Source organism: Amycolatopsis sp. 2-15 (assembly GCF_030285625.1).
In the GTDB taxonomy this organism is placed as follows: domain Bacteria; phylum Actinomycetota; class Actinomycetes; order Mycobacteriales; family Pseudonocardiaceae; genus Amycolatopsis; species Amycolatopsis carbonis.
Genome location: NZ_CP127294.1, coordinates 6430566 through 6451236 on the forward strand (window position 1 = coordinate 6430566; position 20671 = coordinate 6451236).

Annotated in this window: 20 protein-coding genes and 1 pseudogene; 11 read left to right on the top strand and 10 right to left on the bottom strand. The window is 72.7% G+C overall.

From position 1 onward, the window contains the following. The first annotated feature begins 8 nt into the window (after positions 1 to 8). Positions 9 to 218, top strand: coding sequence for an MbtH family protein (locus tag QRX50_RS31810; protein WP_285966806.1), 210 nt, complete (start codon positions 9 to 11; stop codon positions 216 to 218). Between the two features lie 170 nt (positions 219 to 388). Here QRX50_RS31810 and QRX50_RS31815 read toward each other — a convergent pair whose 3' ends face one another. The 3 genes from QRX50_RS31815 to QRX50_RS31825 form a co-directional block, all read right to left on the bottom strand. Then, entirely contained in the window at positions 389 to 1465 is a 1077-nt protein-coding gene (locus tag QRX50_RS31815; protein WP_285966807.1) for an iron-siderophore ABC transporter substrate-binding protein, read from the bottom strand. A gap of 93 nt (positions 1466 to 1558) precedes the next feature. Continuing rightward, the gene (locus tag QRX50_RS31820) at positions 1559 to 3334 is read right to left on the bottom strand and encodes an ABC transporter ATP-binding protein (RefSeq protein ID WP_285966808.1); all 1776 of its coding nucleotides are present in this window, start codon (positions 3332 to 3334) and stop codon (positions 1559 to 1561) included. Beyond that, positions 3331 to 5022 carry an ABC transporter ATP-binding protein gene (locus QRX50_RS31825; protein WP_285966809.1) on the bottom strand — a complete coding sequence of 564 codons (1692 nt, stop codon included), beginning with the start codon at positions 5020 to 5022 and terminating at the stop codon, positions 3331 to 3333. Before QRX50_RS31825 ends, QRX50_RS31820 begins: the two co-directional genes overlap by 4 nt. A 108-nt stretch (positions 5023 to 5130) precedes the next feature. On the opposite strand from QRX50_RS31825, the gene QRX50_RS31830 reads away from it, so the two are divergent. Further along, a complete protein-coding gene (locus QRX50_RS31830) occupies positions 5131 to 6189 on the top strand; it encodes a FecCD family ABC transporter permease (protein ID WP_434533368.1) in 1059 nt (352 codons plus the stop codon). Further along, positions 6186 to 7226 (top strand): FecCD family ABC transporter permease, encoded by a 1041-nt coding sequence (locus tag QRX50_RS31835; protein ID WP_285966811.1) that lies wholly within the window; start codon positions 6186 to 6188, stop codon positions 7224 to 7226. The genes QRX50_RS31830 and QRX50_RS31835 overlap by 4 nt, the downstream gene beginning before the upstream one ends. A gap of 11 nt (positions 7227 to 7237) precedes the next feature. Here the strand turns inward: QRX50_RS31835 and QRX50_RS31840 are convergent, their stop codons facing one another. Continuing rightward, complete coding sequence (locus QRX50_RS31840; protein ID WP_285966812.1) at positions 7238 to 8077, bottom strand: DMT family transporter; 840 nt, start codon at positions 8075 to 8077, stop codon at positions 7238 to 7240. 76 nt (positions 8078 to 8153) lie between these two features. After that, positions 8154 to 8573, bottom strand: a complete 420-nt coding sequence (locus QRX50_RS31845; protein ID WP_285966813.1) for a barstar family protein — start codon at positions 8571 to 8573, stop codon at positions 8154 to 8156. 122 nt (positions 8574 to 8695) lie between these two features. Here QRX50_RS31845 and QRX50_RS31850 point away from each other — a divergent pair, with 122 nt between their 5' ends. From QRX50_RS31850 to QRX50_RS31875, 6 genes are all read left to right on the top strand, one after another. Next, a complete protein-coding gene (locus QRX50_RS31850) occupies positions 8696 to 8818 on the top strand; it encodes a mycothiol transferase (RefSeq protein ID WP_434533160.1) in 123 nt (40 codons plus the stop codon). Between the two features lie 17 nt (positions 8819 to 8835). Beyond that, entirely contained in the window at positions 8836 to 9546 is a 711-nt protein-coding gene (locus QRX50_RS31855; protein ID WP_285966814.1) for an MBL fold metallo-hydrolase, read from the top strand. Between the two features lie 262 nt (positions 9547 to 9808). After that, complete coding sequence (locus tag QRX50_RS31860) at positions 9809 to 10642, top strand: ABC transporter permease (RefSeq protein ID WP_285966815.1); 834 nt, start codon at positions 9809 to 9811, stop codon at positions 10640 to 10642. Beyond that, positions 10627 to 11355: an ABC transporter ATP-binding protein gene (locus QRX50_RS31865; RefSeq protein ID WP_285966816.1), complete on the top strand. Its 729-nt coding sequence runs from the start codon at positions 10627 to 10629 to the stop codon at positions 11353 to 11355. Before QRX50_RS31860 ends, QRX50_RS31865 begins: the two co-directional genes overlap by 16 nt. Further along, positions 11342 to 12367, top strand: a complete 1026-nt coding sequence (locus QRX50_RS31870) for an ABC transporter substrate-binding protein (protein ID WP_434533161.1) — start codon at positions 11342 to 11344, stop codon at positions 12365 to 12367. The genes QRX50_RS31865 and QRX50_RS31870 overlap by 14 nt, the downstream gene beginning before the upstream one ends. Then, entirely contained in the window at positions 12364 to 13524 is a 1161-nt protein-coding gene (locus QRX50_RS31875) for an LLM class flavin-dependent oxidoreductase (RefSeq protein WP_285966817.1), read from the top strand. The genes QRX50_RS31870 and QRX50_RS31875 overlap by 4 nt, the downstream gene beginning before the upstream one ends. A 1-nt stretch (position 13525) precedes the next feature. Here the strand turns inward: QRX50_RS31875 and QRX50_RS31880 are convergent, their stop codons facing one another. The 5 genes and pseudogenes from QRX50_RS31880 to QRX50_RS31900 form a co-directional block, all read right to left on the bottom strand. Then, complete coding sequence (locus QRX50_RS31880; protein ID WP_285966818.1) at positions 13526 to 14137, bottom strand: class F sortase; 612 nt, start codon at positions 14135 to 14137, stop codon at positions 13526 to 13528. After that, on the bottom strand, positions 14127 to 14987 hold the full coding sequence (locus QRX50_RS31885; RefSeq protein WP_285966819.1) for a DUF4397 domain-containing protein: 861 nt from the start codon (positions 14985 to 14987) through the stop codon (positions 14127 to 14129). Before QRX50_RS31885 ends, QRX50_RS31880 begins: the two co-directional genes overlap by 11 nt. 21 nt (positions 14988 to 15008) lie before the next feature. Further along, on the bottom strand, positions 15009 to 16835 hold the full coding sequence (locus QRX50_RS31890) for a glycosyl transferase (RefSeq protein WP_285966820.1): 1827 nt from the start codon (positions 16833 to 16835) through the stop codon (positions 15009 to 15011). 111 nt (positions 16836 to 16946) lie between these two features. Beyond that, a pseudogene (locus QRX50_RS31895) lies at positions 16947 to 17673 on the bottom strand (IclR family transcriptional regulator). Positions 17674 to 17903: 230 nt separating this feature from the next. Beyond that, positions 17904 to 18500, bottom strand: coding sequence for a TetR/AcrR family transcriptional regulator (locus QRX50_RS31900; protein WP_285966821.1), 597 nt, complete (start codon positions 18498 to 18500; stop codon positions 17904 to 17906). 92 nt (positions 18501 to 18592) lie between these two features. Here QRX50_RS31900 and QRX50_RS31905 point away from each other — a divergent pair, with 92 nt between their 5' ends. Next, positions 18593 to 19519, top strand: coding sequence for an oxygenase MpaB family protein (locus QRX50_RS31905; protein ID WP_285966822.1), 927 nt, complete (start codon positions 18593 to 18595; stop codon positions 19517 to 19519). A 15-nt stretch (positions 19520 to 19534) separates the two neighbouring features. Then, a complete protein-coding gene (locus QRX50_RS31910; protein ID WP_285966823.1) occupies positions 19535 to 20560 on the top strand; it encodes an LLM class F420-dependent oxidoreductase in 1026 nt (341 codons plus the stop codon). Positions 20561 to 20671 lie beyond the last annotated feature (111 nt).

Below are 20671 nucleotides of genomic sequence, written 5' to 3' on the forward strand. Positions count from 1 at the left end.
AAAGCACCATGACGAACCCCTTCGAGAACCCCGACGGCACCTACCTCGTGCTCGTCAACGACGAGGGCCAGCACAGCCTGTGGCCCGAGTTCGTGGCCGTCCCGGCCGGCTGGACCACCGCCTTCGGCCCCGACGCCCGCCAGCCGTGCCTCGACTACGTGGAACAGAACTGGACCGACCTGCGGCCGAAGTCGCTCATCGAGGCCATGGATTCCTGACGTCTCGCGCCGTCCGGCCGGCACCCCAATGCGGCGTTGGTTGCGTTGAGCGCACCGAACGCCACATTGGTTGCGTTGAGCGCTCCGAACGCCACATTGGGGCAGGATGCAGACAACAACGCCCGGCCGGAGGACGTCTCCCGGCCGGGCGTTGTGGCGTGCGTGGGGGATCAGGCCGCGGGCTGGACGTCCGTGGCCGGGTTGCCGTCGACGGCGGCGGTGAGCTGGGGGACCATCCGCTCGAGCGTGTAGGGCAGGCTGAGCACGCTGACGAACGACGTGGCGCTGCCGTAGGTGCTCGGGTCCTCGATGAAGACCTCGCGCTTCTGCTTCGCGACGTTCAGGCCGGAGTACAGCTTGTCCTTCGCCAGGGTCGCCTGGCCGCCCGGGATGGTGTCGACGATCCAGACCTGGGCGTCGACGTTGAGCAGGTCGGTGCGTTCCGCGCTGATGTTCGCGCCGAACTTGTCGCCGATGAGCTGGTCGAGGTTCGGGGGCAGCTTGAAGCCGAGCGAAGTCAGGATGCGCGAGCGTGGGTCCTCGCTGCCGTAGACGAAGTAGCCGTCGTACTGGGTGGCCATCAGGGCGCTCTTGCCCGCGAACTCGGGATGCGCGGCGCGGGCCTTGGCGAACTGGTCCTCGACGCCGGCCACGAGCGCGTCGGCTTCCTTGGCCTTGCCCACGGCCTTGCCGACCGTCTTGGTCGTCTCCTGCCACGGGATGCCGTAGTCGTTGTACTGCTTGGGCTGCGCGATCGTCGGCGCGATCTTCGACAGGGTGGTGTACTGCTCCTGCGTGAGCGCGGAGTACAGGCCGATGATGAGGTCCGGCTTCAGCGCGGCGATCTTCTCGAACTGCGGCCCGTCGGAGTCCTTCAGGACGGTGGGCAGGGGAGCGTTGCCGAGCTTCGCCTTGCCCCACGGCGCGATGGCGCCGGGGAAGTTGCCGAGCCAGTCGGTGGTGCCGACGGGCACGACGCCGAGGGCGAGCAGCGAGTCCTGCTCGGTCAGGCCGACGGTGACGATGCGCTGCGGCGCCTTCTCGATCGTCGTCGAGCCGTACTTGTGGTCGATGGTGACCGGGAACGCGCCGGGGTCCGTGGTGCCGGACGCGCCGGTCGAGCCCGGCGCCGCGGGGGTGTCGGAGCCGCACGCCGTGAGCGCGCCGGCGAGCACGATCGCCGCGGCGAGCGCCCCGGCGGTCCGGGCGCGCCCGCGCGCGGCGGACAGGAGGGAGAAGCGGGCCATCGGCGGTCCTTTGCGGTCGCTCTCGATTAATCAGGTTTGCCTAACCTAAGTCAGACCGCCCGGCCGATGCAACCACGTCCACTGCGGTGAGCCTCACTCCATTACCACGTCGTCCACCCGGCGTGTCCCCGACCACGCGGCCCACAACGTCGCGTACCGGCCGCCCGCGGCGACCAGTTCGTCGTGCGTACCCGTCTCCATGACCGCGCCCGCGTCGAGTACCACGATCCGGTCCGACGCCGCCGCCTGCGTGAGCCGGTGGGCCACCACGAGCCCGGTCCGCCCCTGCAGCGCCGCCGCCGCGGCCGCTTCCAGCGTCTTCGCGCCCGCGCTGCCCGCTTCGGCCGTGGCCTCGTCGAGGATCGCCACCGGCGGATCGGCCAGCACGAGCCGCACGAGCGCGAGCTGCTGCGCCTGCGTGACGGTGAGCTGGTGCCCGCCGTCGCCGACAACGGTGTCCAGGCCTTCCGGCAGCGCCTCGGTCCACTCCAGCGCGCCGACCGTGCCGAGCGCCGCGCGCAGGTCCTCTTCGGACGCTTCGGGCCGCGCCAGCCGCAGGTCGTCGGCGAGCGTGCCGCTGAAGACGTGGACCTCCTGGCTGATCAGCGCGACGGTGCGGCGGGTCTGGGCCGGGCCGAGCTCCGCGAGCGGCACGCCGCCGAGCGAGACCGAACCCGAGCCCGGCTGGTGGATGCCGGCGATGAGCTTGGCCAGCGTCGTCTTGCCCGCGCCGCTCGCGCCGACCAGCGCGACGCGTTCGCCGGGCGCCAGGTCGAGGTCCACCTCGCGCAGCACCGGGTGACCGTCCACATAGGAGTGCCGCAGCGCGCCGGCCTTCACCGACGAGTCGACCGGCCGGGCCGGCTGCCGTGGTTCGACCGGCGCCGGCAGGTCGGCCACGCCGATCAGCCGCGCGAGGCTCGCCGCGGCCGCCTGGGCGTCGTCGACGAGCGCGAGCGCCGTGTTGATCGGGCCGAACAGGCTGTGGAAGTACAGCGCCGCCGCGGTGGCGACACCGACCGTCGCGAGGTTCGCGCCCACGAGCAGGTAACCCGCCGCGAGCACGGCGGAGAGTCCGATGAACTCCGCGAGGTTCAGCCGGCCGAAGAACCGCGTGACCAGCCGGATCCCGCGCAGCGCCAGCTCGACCGCGCCGTCCGAACGCTGCCGCACGCGCTCCACGTGCTCGTCGGCCAGCCGGAACGCCCGCACGGTCTTGGCGCCGCCGATCGTGTCGAGCAACTGTTGTTGCTGTGCACCGACCGCGGCCCGCTGCGCGGCGTAGAGCGGCTTCGCCTGCCGGACGTACCAGCGCACGGTGTGCAGCTGGATCGGCACGGCGAGCAGGGCCGCGAGGAGGAATCGCCAGTCGAGCACGGCCATGCTCACGAGCGTCAGCACGATCGTGAGCACCGACCGGCCCAGCTCCGGCAACGCCTCGCGCACGGCCTCTGCGACGACCGACACGTCGTTGGTCACGCGGGTGGTGAGGTCGCCGGAACCGGCCTTCTCCACCTGTTCCAGCGGCAGGCCCAGGGCGCGGTCGACGAACCGCTCGCGCAGATCCGCCAGCATCGTCTCGCCCAGGCGCGCGAGCATCGAGGTTCCGATGGCGGTGGCGATGGCCGACACGACCGCCACGAGGACGAGCTCCACGACCGGCGTCACGAGGTCCGTGGCCGGGCGGTGCTGCGCGACGATGTCGACGACGCGGCCCAGCAGCGGCGCGGTGAGCAGGCCGACGGCCGTGGCGGCCACGACGAAGGCGAACGACCCGGCGGCGCGTGCTTTCGAGCGGCGCAGCAGTTCACCCAGCACCGCGCGGATGCGGTGCCCGTCCGCGGTCGGGAGCAGTTCGCGGGCGCTCACGAGAGCACCGCCGCGCGGTAGTCGGCGCGCTCGCGCACGAGGCCGGCGTGCTCACCTTCGGCGACCACCCGCCCTTCGTCGAGCAGCACCACGCGGTCGGTGGCCGCGAGCAGGGCCGGGCTGGTCGTCACCACGATCGTGGTGCGGCCGCAGCGCAGTTCCGCGATGCCTTCGGCGATCCGGGCTTCGGTCACCGTGTCGACGGCGGTGGTCGGGTCGTGCAGCACGAGCACCGGCGTGTCCGCCGCCAGCGCCCGCGCGAGTGCCACGCGTTGTCGTTGCCCGCCCGAGAGCGAGCGCCCCCGTTCGGTGACGGCTGTGGCCGTGCCCGACGGCAGCGTGCTCGCGACCTCGTCGGCGGCCGCGGCCGCCAGCACTCCGTCCGGCACCGCCGGACCACCCGCTCGCACGTTCTCCTCCAGGGTTCCTTCGAACAGATCGGCGTCGTGCGCGGCCACGAGCACCACCTCCCGGACCCGATCCGGGTCCACAGTGGACAGGTCGACCGCGTCGACGCGCACCGTGCCCGTGCCGGGATCGGTGAAGCGGCCCAGGCAGTCGAGCAGGTCGGTGGCCGTCGCCGGGTCGACGGTGACGACCCCCAGCAGCTGGCCGGCGGGCACGGACAGGTCCAGCTCCCGCAGCTTTCCGTGCGTCACACGGGAAAGCTCGACCCCGCCCGCGGCCGGCGCCGGCAGCGAGGCGCTGCCCTCGGGCACGGCGAGCGGGGAGTCGAGCACGGTCGCGACGCGCCCGGCCGACGCGCGGGCCTGCGCGAACTGGCCGTTGACCCACGCGAAGATCGAGAACGGGGTCTGCAGGAACTGCGCGAGCCCGACCGCCGCGACGAGGTCGCCGACGCTGATGTCGCCGTTCGCCGCCAGGTTCCCGCCGACGAGCGCCACCAGTGCGATGAAGATGCCCGTCAACGCGAGCAGTGCGCCGTTGTGCCACGCCTGCGCGCGAGCGGCGCGCACGGTGGCCAGCAGCGAATCCCGGCTGGTGCGGCGATACCGGTCGACGGCGGCCGGTTCCGCGCCGATGCCCTTGAGCACCCGCAGCCCCGCCACCAGATCGGCCGCGACACCCGAAGCGTGCGCCGCGCGCTCCTGTTCGACCTCGCTGCGCTTCTCCAGCGGCTTGCCGATCAGGTGCGCGAGCAACAGCAGCGGGGGAGTGCCGAGCAGCACCAGCAGGCCGAGCGGTACCGACATCCGCAGCAGCGCGACCGCGCTGACCACGAGGCCCGCCAGCGCCGAGATCCCGAACGGCAGCGTCGCGTTGATCATCCCGACGCGCCGCGCGTCCGAGGTCCCGATGCTGGCCAGCTCACCCGCGAGCGCGCCGGTTTCGGTGCCGCCGCGCGAATGCAGCACGCGCCGTGAGAGCGAGAGCCGGATGTCGTGCGCGGCGCGCTCGGCCGCGCGTTCCGCGGCCCGCGCCCCGAAGCGGTAGCTGTAGGACAGCACCAGGAACACCACCGCCAGCACCCCCAGCCAGGTGAGCAGCGTGAGCACGGAGCTGTCGGCCACCGCGTGATCGATGACCACGCCGATCACCACAGGTACCAGTGCTTCGCCGCCCTGGTGCGCGGCGGCCAGGATCGACGACAGCGTCACGGCCCCCCGCTGTCCGGAGACCGCGCGCCGCAGCACATCCCGTCCGGTCGTCGCTGCAGCCGTCGTCACCGGCACCCTCCCTTTCGCTCCACCTGCTCAGCGTGCCGCCCGCCCCGCACAATGATAGGTAAGGCTAGTCTAAGAATCGCCCGCGACGGAGTGCCCGGTCCCCAGGAGGTGTCGGTGGTCGTCAGCGTCAGCCCACCCGTGGCGGCGGGGCCACCCGCGCATCGGGGGCGGGCCCGGGCCCTGCGCGGCGGCGGGCTGGTGTGTGCCGTCGCGCTGCTCGTGCTGATCATGCTCGTGAGCCTCTGGGTGGGCTCGAAGAGCATCCCGTTCGGCTCGACCTGGTCGGTGCTCTGGCACAACGACGGCAGCGCCGACGCGGTCATCATCCACGACCAGCGGCTGCCGCGGACCTTGCTCGGCGCCCTCGTCGGCGCCGCTCTCGGGCTCGCCGGCGCGGTGATGCAGGCGCTCACCCGCAACCCGCTCGCCGACCCGGGTCTGCTCGGCGTGAACAACGGAGCGGCCGCCGCGGTGGTCTCGGCCATCGCGTTCACCGGCGTCACGACCGTGCTCGGTTACGTGTGGTTCGCGTTCCTCGGCGCCGCGGTCGCTTCGGTGGTGGTCTACCTGCTCGGCACCGCGGGCCGCGGCGGGGCGACGCCCGACCGGCTCGTGATGTCGGGCGCGGCCCTCACCGCGGTGCTGCAGGCCTACATCGGCGCGGTGCTCCTCATCGACCCCGACACGTTCAACCAGTTCAGGTTCTGGAACGTCGGCTCGCTCAGCGGCCGGCGCGCGGACGTGCTGGTGCAGGTGTCGCCGTTCATCGTCATCGGCATCGTGCTCGCGCTGCTGCTCGCGCGGCCGCTGAACGTGCTCGCGCTGGGCGAGCAGACCGGCAAGGCGCTCGGCGCGCACATCGGCCGCACGCGGGTCCTGGGCGCGATCGCGGTCACCCTGCTGTGCGGGGCTTCCACGGCGGCCATCGGGCCGATCGCGTTCATCGGGCTGGCGGTGCCGCAGGCCGTGCGCATTCTCGTGGGTCCGGACCAGCGGTGGGTACTGCCGTACTCGATGATCCTGTCGCCGGTGCTGCTGATCGGGTCCGACGTGATCGGCCGCATCCTCAACCCGCCGGAGGAGCTGCAGGTGGGCATCGTGACGGCGTTCCTCGGCGCGCCGGTGTTCATCGCGCTGTGCCGGCGCCGGAAGCTGGCGCGCCTGTGACCGCGATCGACGAACGTCCCGTCCGGGTGCGGCGGGTTTCGCTGCGGGTGACGCCGCGCGCGTTGGTGGTGGGCATCGTGCTCGCCGTGGTGCTGTTCGTGCTGAGCGCTGTGAGCATGACGACGGGCGACTACCCGCTGTCGGTGCTCGACGTCGTGAAGACGCTCTTCGGCTTCGGCGACGCGGGCACGGAGTTCATCGTGACCACGCTGCGGCTGCCGCGGCTGCTGCTCGCGATCCTGGTCGGTGCGGCGCTCGCGGTGAGCGGTGGCGTGTTGCAGAGCCTGTCCGGCAACCCGCTCGGCAGCCCGGACGTCATCGGCTTCACCGAGGGCTCGGCGACCGGCGCGCTGCTCGTGATCGTGCTGGCGCACGGCGGTTCCGGAGAGGTGGCGCTCGGCGCGCTCGTCGGCGGGGTGCTCACGGCGCTGGCCGTCGGGCTGCTCGCCTACCGGCGCGGGCTGCAGGGGTTCAGGATGATCCTGGTCGGCATCGGGGTCGCCGCCATGCTCACGGCCGCGAACTCGTACCTGATCACGCGGGCTTCGCTGCAGGACGCGTACGCCGCGCAGGCGTGGCTCGTCGGCGGCCTCAACGGCCGGGGCTGGGACGAGATCTGGCCGGTCGCGATCGCCGTGGTGGTGCTGCTGCCGCTCGCGTTCGGCTACGGCCGGCGGCTCGCGCTGCTGGAGATGGGCGACGACTCGGCCAAGGGCCTCGGCGTGCCGGTGGAGCGCAGCCGTGCGGTGCTGCTCGCGGTGGCCGTGACACTGTGCGCGGTCGCCACCGCCGCGACGGGACCCATCGCGTTCGTCGCGCTCGCCGCGCCGCAGCTGGCCAAACGGCTGGCGCGCTCGGCGAAACCGGCGCTGGTGTCCTCGGCCCTGATGGGCGCACTGTTGCTCGTGGCCAGTGACCTCGTGACGCGCCTGGTGTTCGGCGAGGAAGGCCTTCCGGTCGGCATCGCGACCGGCGCGATCGGCGGTCTCTACCTGATGTGGCTGCTGTCGAACCAGTGGCGGCGCAACCGCGGCTGAGGATCAGCGGCTCAGACGGGCTGCTCGATCGGCGCCGGCTCGCCGAACCGGGCGAGCGCGAGGGCCGCGGTGACCGCGAGCACGAACCCGGCGACGGCCACGACCACGAAGCCGGGCCGCGTGCGGTCGCCGAGCAGCACGACGCCGATGAGCGAGGGCAGCACGGTCTCGCCGAGCACCATCATCGCGGTCGACGTGGTCACGCTGCCGCGCTGCAACGCCGTGGCGTAAAACAGCATCGCCATGCCGCCCGACACCGCGAGGATGTAGAGCGCCGGGTCGGTGAGCAGGTCGAGCGGGGCGAGGCTCGGGATGATCCGGCCCGCCACCGCGACCAGCCCGAAGCACAGCCCGGCGATCAGCCCCAGCGCCGGCGTGCGGACGCGGCGTCCGGCCTTGCCCGCCGCGATCCCGGCCAGCCCGAGCACCACCACGGCGCCCGCCAGCGCCAGCCGGAAGCCCAGGCCCACCTGCTCGGAACCTTCGCTCTGCGCCGAAGAACCCAGCAACGCGAGGCCCGCGCAGACCACCACGACGGCCGCCCACTCGCGCGCCCCGAGCCGCACGCCGAACACCCGCGCGGCCACGGCCGTCACGGCCAGGCTCGCCGCCTGCGTGGCCTGCACGACGAACAACGGCAACACGTGCAGGGCGGCGATCTGCGCGACGAACCCGAGCACGTCCAGCCCCAAGCCGGCCACGTACTTCCACTGCCGCAGCACCCGCAGCAGCAACCGCGGGTCGACTCCCGCGCCCGCGTCGGGCGTCGCCTTCGCCGCCACGGCCTGCATCACCGAAGCGACGCCGTACGCCACGGCCGAGAGCAGCGCACACAGCAGTCCCCACACCATGACCGTCACCCTATTCCGGGCGGGGCGGCGGAGGTCAGGCCGTTCCCCCGGCGGAGGAGCGGTCCGCCGGGGCCGGTCAGGCCAGCTCGAGCAGGACGCCGTCCTCGGCTTCGCGACCGCCGGGGCCGTGGATGCGGATGATGTCGACGATCTCGTCGAACAGGGTCGGGCCCTCACCACGCCGCGCGGCGGCGATCCTGGCCTCGATCGAGGGCCGGTTCGACGGGTGGCAGGTCAGGAGCAGCTCGGTCAGCCGGAGGACCGTCGCCTCGTGACCGAGCGCGGCCCGGGACAGCCGCGAGTCGAGCCAGCGCAGGACCCAGTCGCCGTCGGGCGTGCCGAAGCCGCCCCGGAGCACGTCGTTGAACGCGTCGAGTCCCCCTCGCCAGCGGTAGCCGTCGAGCAGCCGGGAGAACTCGCGCGCGAAACCCGCGAAGTCGGAGAAACGGGATCCGTCGATGACCAACACCGGAAGGTCGTCGTTGTGGCCGGTCATGGTGCCAGCATGGCATGACCCGGGTTGTACGCAGCCCGCGATGTCGAACACGAGTTCGAAGGTCGAGGCGCCTGGCCCGGCCCCGCTGAGCGGCGCCGGCGGGTCTCACGCCCGAGGACCGGATGCGCCGCGGTGGGGACTTCACCGTGCCGTGGGTGCTGGCCCACGTGGTGCAGGAGATCGCGCGCCACGTCGGGCACCTCGACGCGCTGCGCGAGCCGGCGGACGGCGAGGTGGAGGAGTGAGCCGATAGGCTGCGCCCATGGCAGACCAGCTGTACTTCCGCCAACTGCTCGCCGGCCGGGATTTCGCGGTCGGGGACCCGGTCGCGACGCAGATGGTCAACTTCGCCTATCTGATCGGCGACCGCGAGTCGGGTGAGGCCGTGATCGTCGATCCGGCCTACGCGGTGGGCGACCTGGTGCAGGTGCTCCAGGACGACGGGATGCGCCTGGTCGGCGTGCTCGCCACGCACCACCACCCCGACCACGTCGGCGGCGACATGATGGGCTTCTCGCTGCCCGGTATCGCCGAGCTGCTCGCGATCCAGCAGGTGCCGATCCACGTCAACACCGAAGAGACCGAGTGGGTCCGCCGCGTCACCGGTGTGTCCGGCACCGACCTGCGTGCGCACGACCACGACGACGTGCTCAGCGTCGGCGCGGTCGACATCCGGCTCCTGCACACGCCCGGCCACACGCCGGGCAGCCAGTGCTTCCTCGTCGGCGACCGCCTCGTCTCGGGCGACACGCTGTTCCTCGAGGGCTGTGGCCGCACCGACTTCCCCGGCGGCGACGCCGACGCGATCTACCGCAGCCTCCAGTCGCTCGCGACACTGCCCGGCGACCCCGTCGTCTACCCGGGCCATCAGTACTCGGCCGAGCCGTCGGCCGCGCTGTCGCACGTGAAGGACACGAACTTCGTGTTCCGGCCCCGCTCGCTCGACGAGTGGCACCGGATGTTCGGCGCCTGACTCCGTCCCACTCCTCGGAAATCCCGCGCCGTGCGGGGCGGCACACGTGGCACAAGAGCCGCCGGAGTACCAGTGCCTGGGAGCGGGCGCGGGGTTTGTTGACGCGGTCCGCCGGATCGGGTGAAGCTCGGGGCATGAACCTCGGCGCGCTGCTCGTGAGCCGCCTGCACGTCGATCTCCGGCAGCAGGCGAGCGCGATCTGCTGTTCGCGCTGACGCGTTTCCCTTTCCCCGTAGCAAAAACCCGGACCCGGGAGAAATCCGTGTCGATTTCCACCACGGGTGTGCTGACGCGCGCCCGAAAACCCGAAGCCACTGGTCCACCCAGGCCGGCTCAGCGGCCCGCATCACGCCGGGTTTCCCTGCGCCGCTGGATCAGCCCGGTCGTGCTCGTGGCCGCGTGGCAGCTCGCGAGCTCCACCGGCGTGCTGCCACCGGAGAAGCTCAGCGCCCCGTGGACGGTGCTGACCAGCGCGTTCGACCTCGCCCGCACCGGTGAGCTGGGCAACGCTTTTGTCGTGTCGCTCGGCCGGGTCGGGGCGGGGTTCGCGATCGGCGCCGTCGCCGGCGTGCTGCTCGGGATCGTCGCCGGGCTGTCGCGCTGGGGCGAGGCGCTGGTCGACCCGCCCGTGCAGATGCTGCGGACGCTGCCGTTCCTCGGGCTGATCCCGTTGTTCATCCTGTGGTTCGGGATCGGCGAGGAGACGAAGATCGTGCTCGTGGCCCTCGGGGTCGCGTTCCCGCTCTACCTGAACGTCCACTCGGGAATCCGCACGGCCGACGCCCGGCTGGTCGAAGCCGCGCGGGCGCTGGGCTTCACCCGCGGTGAACGGCTGTGGCACGTGATCCTGCCCGGCGCGCTGCCGCAGGCGCTGGTGGGGTTGCGGCAGTCGCTGGGGCTGGCATGGCTGGCGCTGATCGTCGGCGAGACCGTGAACGCCGACGCCGGCCTGGGTTACCTGATCAACAACGCCCGTGAGTTCCTGCGCACCGATGTGGTGGTGGTCGGCCTGATCGTCTACGCGATCCTCGGCCTCGCGACCGACGCGCTGGTGCGGCTTCTGGAGAGGAGGGCGCTGCGATGGCTGGCCCCGTGACACCGGTGGTCGCGGTGCGCGACCTGACGAAGCGGTTCGGTGAGCGGACCGTCCTCGATGGACTGGAGCTCGAGATCGGCTGCGGCGAGTTCGTGGCGCTGCTGGGCCGAAGCGGCTCGGGCAAGTCGACGCTGCTGCGTGTGCTCGCCGGGCTCGACACGGAGATCGAGGGCACCGCGCGGGTCGAAGGCACCGTGTCGGTCGCGTTCCAGCAGCCGCGCCTGCTGCCGTGGCGCAAGGTCTGGCGCAACGTCGTGCTCGGCCTGCGCCGCGACGGCGAGAGCCGCTCGCGCGACCGCCGCGTCGCCGAGCAGGCGCTGGAAGAGGTGCGCCTGTCCGAGCACGAGGACGACTGGCCGCTGACTTTGTCCGGCGGTGAAGCACAACGGGTTTCGCTCGCCCGCGCGCTGGTGCGCGAGCCGGACCTGCTGCTGCTCGACGAACCGTTCGGCGCGCTCGACGCCCTGACCCGCCTCGCGATGCACCGGCTCGTCGAACGGCTTTGGCGCACGCACGAGCCCGCGGTGCTGCTCGTGACCCACGACGTCGACGAGGCCCTGCTGCTCGCCGACCGCGTGCTGGTCCTCGACGAGGGCTGCATCGTCTCCGAACACGTCCTCGGCCACCCGCGGCCGCGGACGGCCACCGACCACGCCGACGTGCGCTCACGCGTGCTGGCCGACCTGGGAGTGACCGAAGGTGCATCTGCTTAACGCCGCCCGTTCCGCCGCAGCCGCGGTGCTGTTGCTCGGCGGGCTCACCGCCTGCTCACCCTCCGGGGCGGCGACCGGCCCCGCGCCCGTGCCCGCTCCCGTCTCGGCGGCCGACCTGGCGAAGGTGACGCTGCGCGTCGGCGACCAGAAGGGCGGCGTGAAGTCGCTGCTCACGGCGGCGAACCTGCTGTCCGACGTGCCCTACCGCATCGAATGGTCCACGTTCACCTCCGGTCCACCGCTGCTGGAGGCGGCCTCGGCCGGTGCGATCGACATCGGCCGCGTCGGCAACACGCCGCCCATCTTCGCGGCCGCGGCCAAGGCGAAGATCTCGGTGGTCAGCGTCGCGAAGAGCAACGTCGAGCGCGAGGCCGTCCTCGTGCCGCCGGACTCGCCACTGAAGGACGTGGCTTCCTTGCGGGACAAGACGATCGAGGTGTCGAAGGGCAGCTCCGCCCACGGGCAGCTGCTGAACACCCTCAAGCGCGCGGGAATGTCCACCAAGGACGTGAAGCTGTCGTTCCTGCAGCCGTCCGAGGCCTACGCGGCCTTCACCCAGCATCAGGTGGACGCGTGGGCGATCTGGGACCCCTACACGGCCCAGGCGCAGCTCGACGCGCACGCCCGCGTGCTCTCCGACGGCCGCGGCAGCTCCAACGGGCTCGCGTTCGAAACCGCGAGCACCGCCGCCCTCGCCGACGCGGGACGCAACTCCGCCATCCAGGACTTCGTGAAACGGGTGGTCAAGGCACAGCTGTGGGCGAACACCCACCGCGACGTGTGGGCGAATGCGTGGGCCGCCGAGACGGGCCTGGAGCCCGCGGTGGCGGAGAAGGCAGTGTCCGCCGGCCGCGACGAGCCGATCCCGCTCGACGATTCGGTCGTCGCGTCGGAGCAGCAGCTGGCCGACGCGTTTACCGAAGACGGCACCCTGCCCGGGAAGGTCGACTTCGCGGCGTTCGCCGACCGCCGCTACGGGCCCGACATCGAAGCCGTGAGGAGCAACGGATGAGCCTGAAACTGCACTGGTTCCTGCCGACGAGCGGCGACGGCCGCACGATCGTGGAACGCTTCCACGCCAACAAATCCCTGGGTCGAGCCGCGCAGCGACCGGCGGACGTGGACTACCTCGCCCAGATCGCCCGGGCGGCCGAGCAGCTCGGGTTCGAAGGCGTGCTCACGCCCACCGGCACGTGGTGCGAGGACGCGTGGCTCACCGCGGCCGCGCTGATCCGCGAGACGCGCCGGCTGAAGTTCCTCGTCGCGTTCCGGCCCGGGGTCATCTCGCCGACGCTGGCCGCGCAGATGGCCGGCACGTTCCAGCGCTTGTCGTCGGGGCGCGTGCTGCTCAACATCGTGACCGGCGGCGACGCAGTGGAGCAGCGCCGCTTCGGCGACTGGCACGACCACGACGCCCGCTACGCCCGCACCGACGAGTTCCTCACGATCGTGCGCGGAGTGTGGTCGGGCCGCCCGTTCGACTTCTCCGGCGAGCACCTGGAAGTCGCGGGTGCGACGACGCTGGCCGCGCCCGAGCCCGTGCCACCGCTGTATTTCGGCGGCTCCTCGCCCGCGGCGCTGCCGGTGGCCGCGCGCCACGCCGACGTCTACCTGACGTGGGGCGAGCCGCCCGCACAGGTGGCGGAGAAGATCGGCAAGGTGCGCGCGCTGGCGGCGGCCGAAGGGCGGACCGTCCGGTTCGGCGTCCGGCTGCACACCATCGCGCGCGACACGTCGGCGCAGGCGTGGGCCGAAGCGCAGCGCCTGCTCGACGCGCTCGACCCCACGCAGGTCGCGCAAGCGCAGGCGCAACTCGCCGCGAGTGAGTCGGAGGGGCAGCGTCGCATGGTCGCCCTCCACGGCGGCCGTCTCGACGCGGGTGCGCGCGGGCTCGAGATCCACCCGCACCTGTGGGCCGGCATCGGCCTCGTGCGCGGTGGCGCGGGCACGGCGCTGGTCGGCAGCCACGAGGAGATCGCCGACCTCATCGAGGAGTACCACGCGGTGGGCGTTTCGGAGTTCGTGCTGTCCGGCTACCCGCACCTGGAGGAGGCGTACTGGTTCGGCGAGGGCGTGCGCCCGGCGCTGGCCCGGCGCGGTCTCCTGGCCGACGAGCCCGTGCTGCGGTTCGCCGACGAGCTCGCGCAGCGGAGTGTGGCGGCCCAGTAGGTCAGGTCCAGCGGGTCGAGGCGTAGACCACCACGTTGTCGCGATAGGACCGGGCGGCGGCGTCGAACGCGCCACCGCAGGTGATCAGGCGCAACGCCGCGCCCGGGGCGGGACCGTACACGGCGTCGGTCGGGAAGGCGTCCTTCGGGTAACGCTGCACGGCGTCGACGACGAAACGGGCGGCGCCGCCGTCGGAACGTTCGACGCGGACCTCGTCGCCGGGCCGAAGCTCGCGCAGGCGGAAGAACGGCGCCGGGCCGGACCGGGAGTCCACGTGGGCGGCGATCACCGCCGGCCCTGGATCACCCGGTGCCGGGCCGGCGGCGTACCAGCCGACGTCGGCGAAGCTCGCCGGCGCCTGCAGTTCGTGCGCCGGGCCGAGCGCGAGCGGGACCAGCCCGCGCGCGTCGATCCCGATCGCCGGGATCGTCAGGCGGACCGGGCTCACGTCCGCCGCGGGCGGCAGCGGCCCGACGCTGCCGCCCGGTTCGGTGGCTGTCGCGACGGGAGTGGAGACGGGTGTCGTCGCGGGGACCACTGTGGACGGTGCCGGCGTGCACGCGGCGCAGACCAGCGCGACCGCGCAGCACCCCCGGATCAGGTCAGCGCGCACGGCCTTCCCGAATCCGCCGGACCAGCGGCGTGAGCACCAGTACGAGCAGGAAAAGCCCGACACCGCCCGCGAACCACGGTTCGGAGTGGTCGCCGCCGGAGGCTGTGCCGCCGCCCCCGGTTTCGACGCCGAGCTTCGGCGGGTTCGGCAAGTCGGCGCCGTCGGAGATCGGGGTCGCCTTCAGCGTGCCGTTGTCCTGCGTCACGAGCAACGTGGTCGACGAGCCGGCCGCCACGGGGACGTCGGCGGTCGTCTTGACGGTGCCGCTCGTCAGCTGTACCGGGACAGTGCCCTCCGGCACTTCGGCGTACGGCGTGGTGTCGCCGTAGGCCGCGTTCGTGGCCAGTGCCGTGCCGCCCGGGCCGCCGACGGTCACCGGTGCGGGTGTCGCCGACCCCTCGACCACGCGCACGCGGCCCTTGCCCGCGCCTGGTGCGGTGAGGTCGTCGGTCACGAGACTGCCGTGCAGCGTCCCGTCCGGACCGTTCTCGAACACCAGCAGCGAGTAGGCGTTCCGCGGCTTCACGGAGATCGTGGCGCTCAGAGCGGGCGCGGTCGTCGGCGCGGCGTCGGCGGGCCGCATCGAGAGCGTGTACTGGCCCGGGTCCAGGGACGAGTACGGCGTGACGGCGCCGTAGCCCGCCTTGCGGATCACCACCTTCTGGGGTTGTCCGAACGGCGCGAAGTAGATGTCGACCGGCGGCACACCCGGCGAGAGGTGCCCCACCCGGATCCACCCGACGCCGGGTCCGGGGCCGGCGGCCGCGCTCGCGGGGGGAGTGGTCGTGAACAGCAGCAGCCCGGCGGCCGCGAGGAAACCGGTGGGTCTCAGGAGGGTTCGAAGGCGCATCGGAGGGGACCTTTCGGAGGATCAGGGTGCGGTGAAGGAGGTGAGCAGGCCGGACGGGGCGAACGGCGGGTAGGTGACGAGCACGCCGCCGGCTGTCCGCTCGACCGAGGCCGGGCGGAACACGGCACGCTGCCCGGCGTAGAAGCGGGTGGCCGCGTCGTCGGCGCCGGTGACGAGCACCTGCCGGCGCGGCTGCCCCGCCGCGTCCTCGCCGGGCACGGGCGGGAACGCCGCCACTCGCACCGGCTGCTGCGACGCGAACGCCGCCAGCGTCGAGATCAGCCGGGGATCGAGATCACCCCGGCTGAGCACGGCACGCGTTTCCGGGACGCAGTCGACGCGTCCGGACCTGGTGAGCGCGGCGCCCGCGTGGGCCCGCGCGGTCTTCTCGCCGTTCTCGTCCGGCGTGAGCACGGGCGGCCCGAGCCGGGCGACGGTGACCTGTCCCGCGCCGCTGCCGAACACCGCGGCCGCGTCGGGGGAGTCCACTGTGGACGACCGGGCCAGTGCCGGCGGGGTGAGCGCGGCCCAGCCGGGTGGCGGGTTCGCGCCGGCCGCGGTGACGAGCAGCCCGGTCGGCCAGCCGCCGGCGGCCAGCGTGGTCCAGGTGGCGTCGTCGACGAGCACACGGGAGCCCGCCGCGTTGGCCTGCAACCAGGTGCGGGCCTCGACCGCCGGGTCCGGGCTCGCGGGCCCGGGACCCAGCGCGCTGAACCCGTGGGCCCAGCTCAGCCCGAACGCCGCGGTCAGGACCACCACGCCCACGGCGACCCCGGCCCCGGGCCACGCGGGCGCGCGGGGGTGCTGCGGTTCGTGGTGTGCCGCGACCACGGCGTGCGCCACCCCGGCCGCGACCAGCGGCGTGAGAGGCAGCAGCAGAGCCAGCACCGCGGTGGCCGGCACGCCGGGGACCGCGAGCAGACCGGCCGGGAGGAGGCCGGACACCGCGAGCGGGCGCACCGTCGCGACGAACAGGCCGGCGATCAACGCGAGCACCGACACCGCCGTGAGCGCCGGATCGAACACCAGCCACCTCGGCAGGCCCAGCTCCCCTCCGGTGGCGAGGGCGGGGCGTGCCCACGCCGCCAGCGGGCCGAAGGCGAGGCCCAGACCGAGGTTCACCACGACGGCGACGAGTCCGGCCCGCGCCGCGGAACGGCGCAGCAGCAGCCAGCCCGCGGCGGGCAGGAGCAGCAGCGTGAGCGGTGAGGTCAGTACGGCGGCCAGCAGGCAGCCGGCGCCGAGCAGATCCTGGCCGAGCGGGTGGCGCGCAGGTCCACTGTGGTCCTCGGCCGGTGACGCGACGAGGCACAGCCCGGCCAGCGCCCACATCACCGCGAGGTGCTCGACGACCACGACGTGCTGCAGCCCGATCGCCAGCGGCGACACGGCGAGCAGCACGGCGGCGACCAGGCCCGCCCAGCGGGGCAGACCGAGCCGGCGGGCGAGCAGCCACAGCAGCACCGTCGTCACCACCGCGGCGACGACCATCGCCTCGCGCACCGCGGCGGCCGGCGTCGCCGCGCGGTCGAAGGCGTGGGAAAGCATCGTGTACCCGGCGAGCTGGAGCTGCCCGAACGGGCTCACGCCGGCCGTGGTCGAACCACCGGACGCCGTGAGGTGGCCGAGTGCGTAGGTGTGGGCGACGGTCGTGGCTTCCCCGGGCAGCGGCGGTGTCGTGGCGGTGAGGTAGACCACGCGCAGGCCGCCGGCGAGGGCGAGCAGGCCCAGTACGAGATCGAGCGACAGCAGGCGGGTTCCGGCCGCCGCGGCGGGATCGCCGCGGATCCTGGAGATCGGCGCAGGGGACCGGTCCGGGAACGTGATCCCCCAGCTCTGCTGGGCCATCCGGACGATCGTAGTTACGGAGAATCACGAGACCAGGCCTGCGCCTCAGAGGTCATCCGAACGGCCTAACCCTCGCGTAACCCGTTGTGCGGCAGGAATTTTTCCGACTGCTCAGGTCTGGACAAACGAACGCGACAACGCGAGCGCGGCCGTGCGCACCGCCGGGGCGACACGCTCCGTGCACATCCGGGTCGCCCAGCCGGTGATGGAGATTGCCGCGACCGCCGTGCCCGCGGCGTCGAGCAGCGGGCTCGCGGCGCAGACCACTCCGACGCCGGACTCCTCGCGTTCGAACGCCACGCCCTCGGTGTGGACGCGCGCGAGCTGGCGGCGCAGCAAACCCGGGCGCGGTGATGGTGCGCCGGCTGACGCGGGGGAGACCGGCGTCGATCACCTGCGCCACCAACGGTTCCGGCGAGAACGCGAGGATGGCCTTGCCGACGCCGGTGGCGTGAGCCGGGAATCGGCCGCCGATGCGGGACGGCACGTCGGGGGCGTCGGGACCCCGCAGCACGTCGAGGTGCACGGTGTTGCGCGTGGCCTCTGGCAGGTCGGCCAGCGACGGCCGGGCGGCCTCGACCAGCCCGCGGCGCCGGATCGCGAGCTGGCCGATCTCGGACAGCCGCAGCCCGAGCCGCAGCGCGGTGCCGTCGGGTTCGAGCAGGCCGGTGTCGCGGAGGTGCCGGGTCAGGCGGTGCACGGTCGTCTTCGCGAGCCCCGTCCGCCGCGCCAGCTCCGACACGCCGACCGTGTCGTCGCCCGGGCGGAACGCGGCCAGGATCGCCGCGACACGTGAGGCGACGAGGCCCTCGCCGCCGTTCCGGGCAGTGGTACGCACGAGTTGAGTGTGCGCCGCCGCGGCGGGGACCGTCGGAAAACATGGCGGAACGCAAGGTGCCGGCCGCGATCATCGGCCCCGGTGACGTCGGCACGGACCTGCTCGCGAGGAACTGGCGCAGCGCCGCGGCGTGCCGGCGCGCGAGATCCTCTGCCGCGTCGGCGGCCAGGAGGACATGATCACCGATATCGCGTTGCGGCTGCGGCGCAACGCGGCTCGGACCGATGAGCTCAGTGGTCGAACTCGTCCGCCCCGAGCACCAGCCGGACGCAGTGGCCCACGAGCCGTTCCCGGCTCACCCGCAGCGTGCCGTCGAGGTAGGCGATGAACACGTTGCTCAGCGCGCCGACCAGCCCGATCGACACCAGTTGCCGGTCGGTCTCGTCACCGTGTGAGAGCTGTTCGCCGACGAGTGCCGCGAACGCCGGCAGCAGATGCAGGCCGCGGCGGGTCAGTGCGGGATCGGTCAGGGGCGCGAGCAGCAGCACACGGCCCTGGCGCGGGTCGTCGACCATGAGAGCCACGAACGCTCGCACCGCGCGTTCCGCCCGCTGCCGTGGGCCGGGTGCGTCGCGGATCGCGTCGACCAGAGCCTGGCGCGCCCGCTCGCCGACGTGCTCGTACACGGCCGCGACAAGCTCCTCGCGGTCGGCGAAGCTCTCGTAGAAATAGCGCTCGGTCAGGTGGGCCTGGCGGCAGACCGCGCGCACGCTCACGGCCGCGGAGCCCTCGGTGCCGAGCAGGTCGAGGCCCGCGGCGACCAGCTGGTCCCGCCGCGCCGCCTTCCGATCGTCCAGCGTCGTGCCCGCCCACGTGCGGCCCGGCATATCCACTCCCGTAGTTGACCACGCCTGTTGTCACATCCTAACCTGACAACAGGCGTAGTCAGTTCATTGACGTCAGCGACAGGGGAGCCGCCATGCCGGGGGAGGAACCCGAACCGCTCGGACCGGACTCGCTCACGTGGCGCTACTTCGGCGACTGGCGCGGGCTGCTGATCGCCCTGTGGGCCGGGTCGATGCAGAACATGCACCCGGGTCTCGGCGCCGGCGTCGAGCAGCGCTCGCGGTTCTTCGAGGAACGCTGGCAACGGCTGTTCCGCTCGCTCTACCCGATCGGCGGCGTGGTCTACGACGGCCCGCGCGCCCACCGGACGGCGCTGGAGGTGCGCGGTTACCACAACCGCATCAAGGGCGTCGACGCGAAAGGCCGCCGCTACCACGCGCTGGATCCGGATACCTTCTACTGGGCGCACTCCACGTTCTTCGTCAGCACGATCCTCATCGCCGATCACTTCATGGGCGGCATCGGCGAAGAGGAGAAGCGCAGGTTGTTCGACGAACACGTGCGCTGGTGGCGCATGTACGACCTGACGATGCGCCCGGTACCCGAGTCCTGGGAGGACTTCCGGCGGTACTGGAAGCACATGTGCGCCGAGGTGCTGGAGGACAACAAGGCCACGCGCGACGTCCTGGATCTGCGGGGCATCGCGAAACCGCCATTCCTGCCGTGGCTGCCCGACCTGCTGTGGCGGCCGGTCTCGACGGTGATCGCGCGACAGTTCGTCTGGCTCACGGTCGGGCTGTACGACCGGGAGATCCGCGAGCTGCTCGGCTTCACCTGGACCGCCCGCGACGAACGGCGCCACCGGTTCGTGGGTCGCGCGATCAACGCCGTGTTCTCCCTCGTCCCGCACGACCGCCGCTACCACCCGCGGGCGCGCGCCGGCTGGCGCCGGGCGAGGGGTGCGGTGGCCGCGGACGCGCCCGTGGTCGAGACTCCACGGAGGAACCTGCCGCCCGTGGGGGAACGTGGCAAGCCGGAGCACTACTCGCCGAACATCTGACGCACGGAGGGCCGCATGAAGCTGGGTTACCACCTCGGGTACTGGGGGAGCGGCCCAACACCGGGCGCGCTGGAGGCCGTGCTCGAGGCCGAGCGCCTCGGGTTCGACTCGGTGTGGTCGGCGGAGGCCTACGGCTCCGACGCGTTCACCCCGCTCGCCTGGGCCGGCGCGTCGACCCGCCGCGTGAAGCTCGGGACCAACATCGTGCAGATGTCCGCGCGCACGCCCACCGCCACGGCGATGACGGCGCTGACGCTCGACCACCTCTCGGGCGGCCGGTTCGTGCTCGGGCTCGGCGCGTCGGGCCCGCAGGTGGTGGAGGGCTGGTACGGCCAGCCGTACCCGAAGCCGCTCGCCCGCACGCGCGAGTACGTGGAGATCATCCGCCAGGTGCTGGCGCGCGAGGCGCCCGTGACGTTGGACGGGCAGTTCTACCAGCTGCCGCTCAACGGCGGCGCGGGGCTGGGCAAGCCGCTCAAGCCGACCGTGCACCCGCTGCGCGCCGACCTCCCGATCTACCTCGCGGCCGAAGGCCCCAAGAACGTCGCGCTGTCGGCCGAGATCTGCGACGGCTGGCTGCCGCTGTTCTTCTCGCCCAAGGCCGACGCGTTCTACCGCAACGCCCTCGCCGAGGGGTTCGCCCGGCCGGGGGCCCGGCGCAAGCCCGAGGACTTCGAGGTGCCCGCGTCGGTGCCGGTGATCGTCCACGACGACGTGGAGGAGGCGGCCGGCTGGATCAAGCCGGCGCTCGCGTTGTACATCGGCGGCATGGGCGCCAAGGCCGTGAACTTCCACCACGACGTGTTCGCACGCCTGGGTTACGAGGAGGTGGCCGACAAGGTGCAGGAGCTCTATCTCGCCGGGCGCAAGGACGAAGCCGTCGCCGCGATCCCGACGTCGCTCGTGGAGGACACCTCGCTCGTCGGCCCGGCCGCGAAGATCCGCGAGGAGCTCGCTGCCTGGGAGGACACAGTGGTCACGACGCTGCTGCTGCGCGGCGACGCGGGATCGCTGACGAAGGTGGCCGAAGCCCTGTCGTGAGCAGGGCACGGGGCGAGGTCGGCCCGGTACGCGCGGTGCATTACGACGGTGGCACGATTCCCCCCGACCACTACCGGGGAACGGCGAAGATCCACTAGGCATTGCGTTCGT

Bases quoted from the DNA above. Each gene is read 5' to 3' on its own strand.
- QRX50_RS31910 (WP_285966823.1), top strand. From the start codon at position 19,535: ATGAAGCTGGGTTACCACCTCGGGTACTGGGGGAGCGGCCCAACACCG.
- QRX50_RS31885 (WP_285966819.1), bottom strand. From the start codon at position 14,987: ATGCGCCTTCGAACCCTCCTGAGACCCACCGGTTTCCTCGCGGCCGCC.
- QRX50_RS31840 (WP_285966812.1), bottom strand. From the start codon at position 8,077: ATGGTGTGGGGACTGCTGTGTGCGCTGCTCTCGGCCGTGGCGTACGGC.
- QRX50_RS31810 (WP_285966806.1), top strand. From the start codon at position 9: ATGACGAACCCCTTCGAGAACCCCGACGGCACCTACCTCGTGCTCGTC.
- QRX50_RS31890 (WP_285966820.1), bottom strand. From the start codon at position 16,835: ATGGCCCAGCAGAGCTGGGGGATCACGTTCCCGGACCGGTCCCCTGCG.
- QRX50_RS31815 (WP_285966807.1), bottom strand. From the start codon at position 1,465: ATGGCCCGCTTCTCCCTCCTGTCCGCCGCGCGCGGGCGCGCCCGGACC.
- QRX50_RS31905 (WP_285966822.1), top strand. From the start codon at position 18,593: ATGCCGGGGGAGGAACCCGAACCGCTCGGACCGGACTCGCTCACGTGG.
- QRX50_RS31900 (WP_285966821.1), bottom strand. From the start codon at position 18,500: ATGCCGGGCCGCACGTGGGCGGGCACGACGCTGGACGATCGGAAGGCG.
- QRX50_RS31845 (WP_285966813.1), bottom strand. From the start codon at position 8,573: ATGACCGGCCACAACGACGACCTTCCGGTGTTGGTCATCGACGGATCC.
- QRX50_RS31850 (WP_434533160.1), top strand. From the start codon at position 8,696: ATGCGCCGCGGTGGGGACTTCACCGTGCCGTGGGTGCTGGCCCACGTG.
- QRX50_RS31865 (WP_285966816.1), top strand. From the start codon at position 10,627: ATGGCTGGCCCCGTGACACCGGTGGTCGCGGTGCGCGACCTGACGAAG.
- QRX50_RS31875 (WP_285966817.1), top strand. From the start codon at position 12,364: ATGAGCCTGAAACTGCACTGGTTCCTGCCGACGAGCGGCGACGGCCGC.
- QRX50_RS31855 (WP_285966814.1), top strand. From the start codon at position 8,836: ATGGCAGACCAGCTGTACTTCCGCCAACTGCTCGCCGGCCGGGATTTC.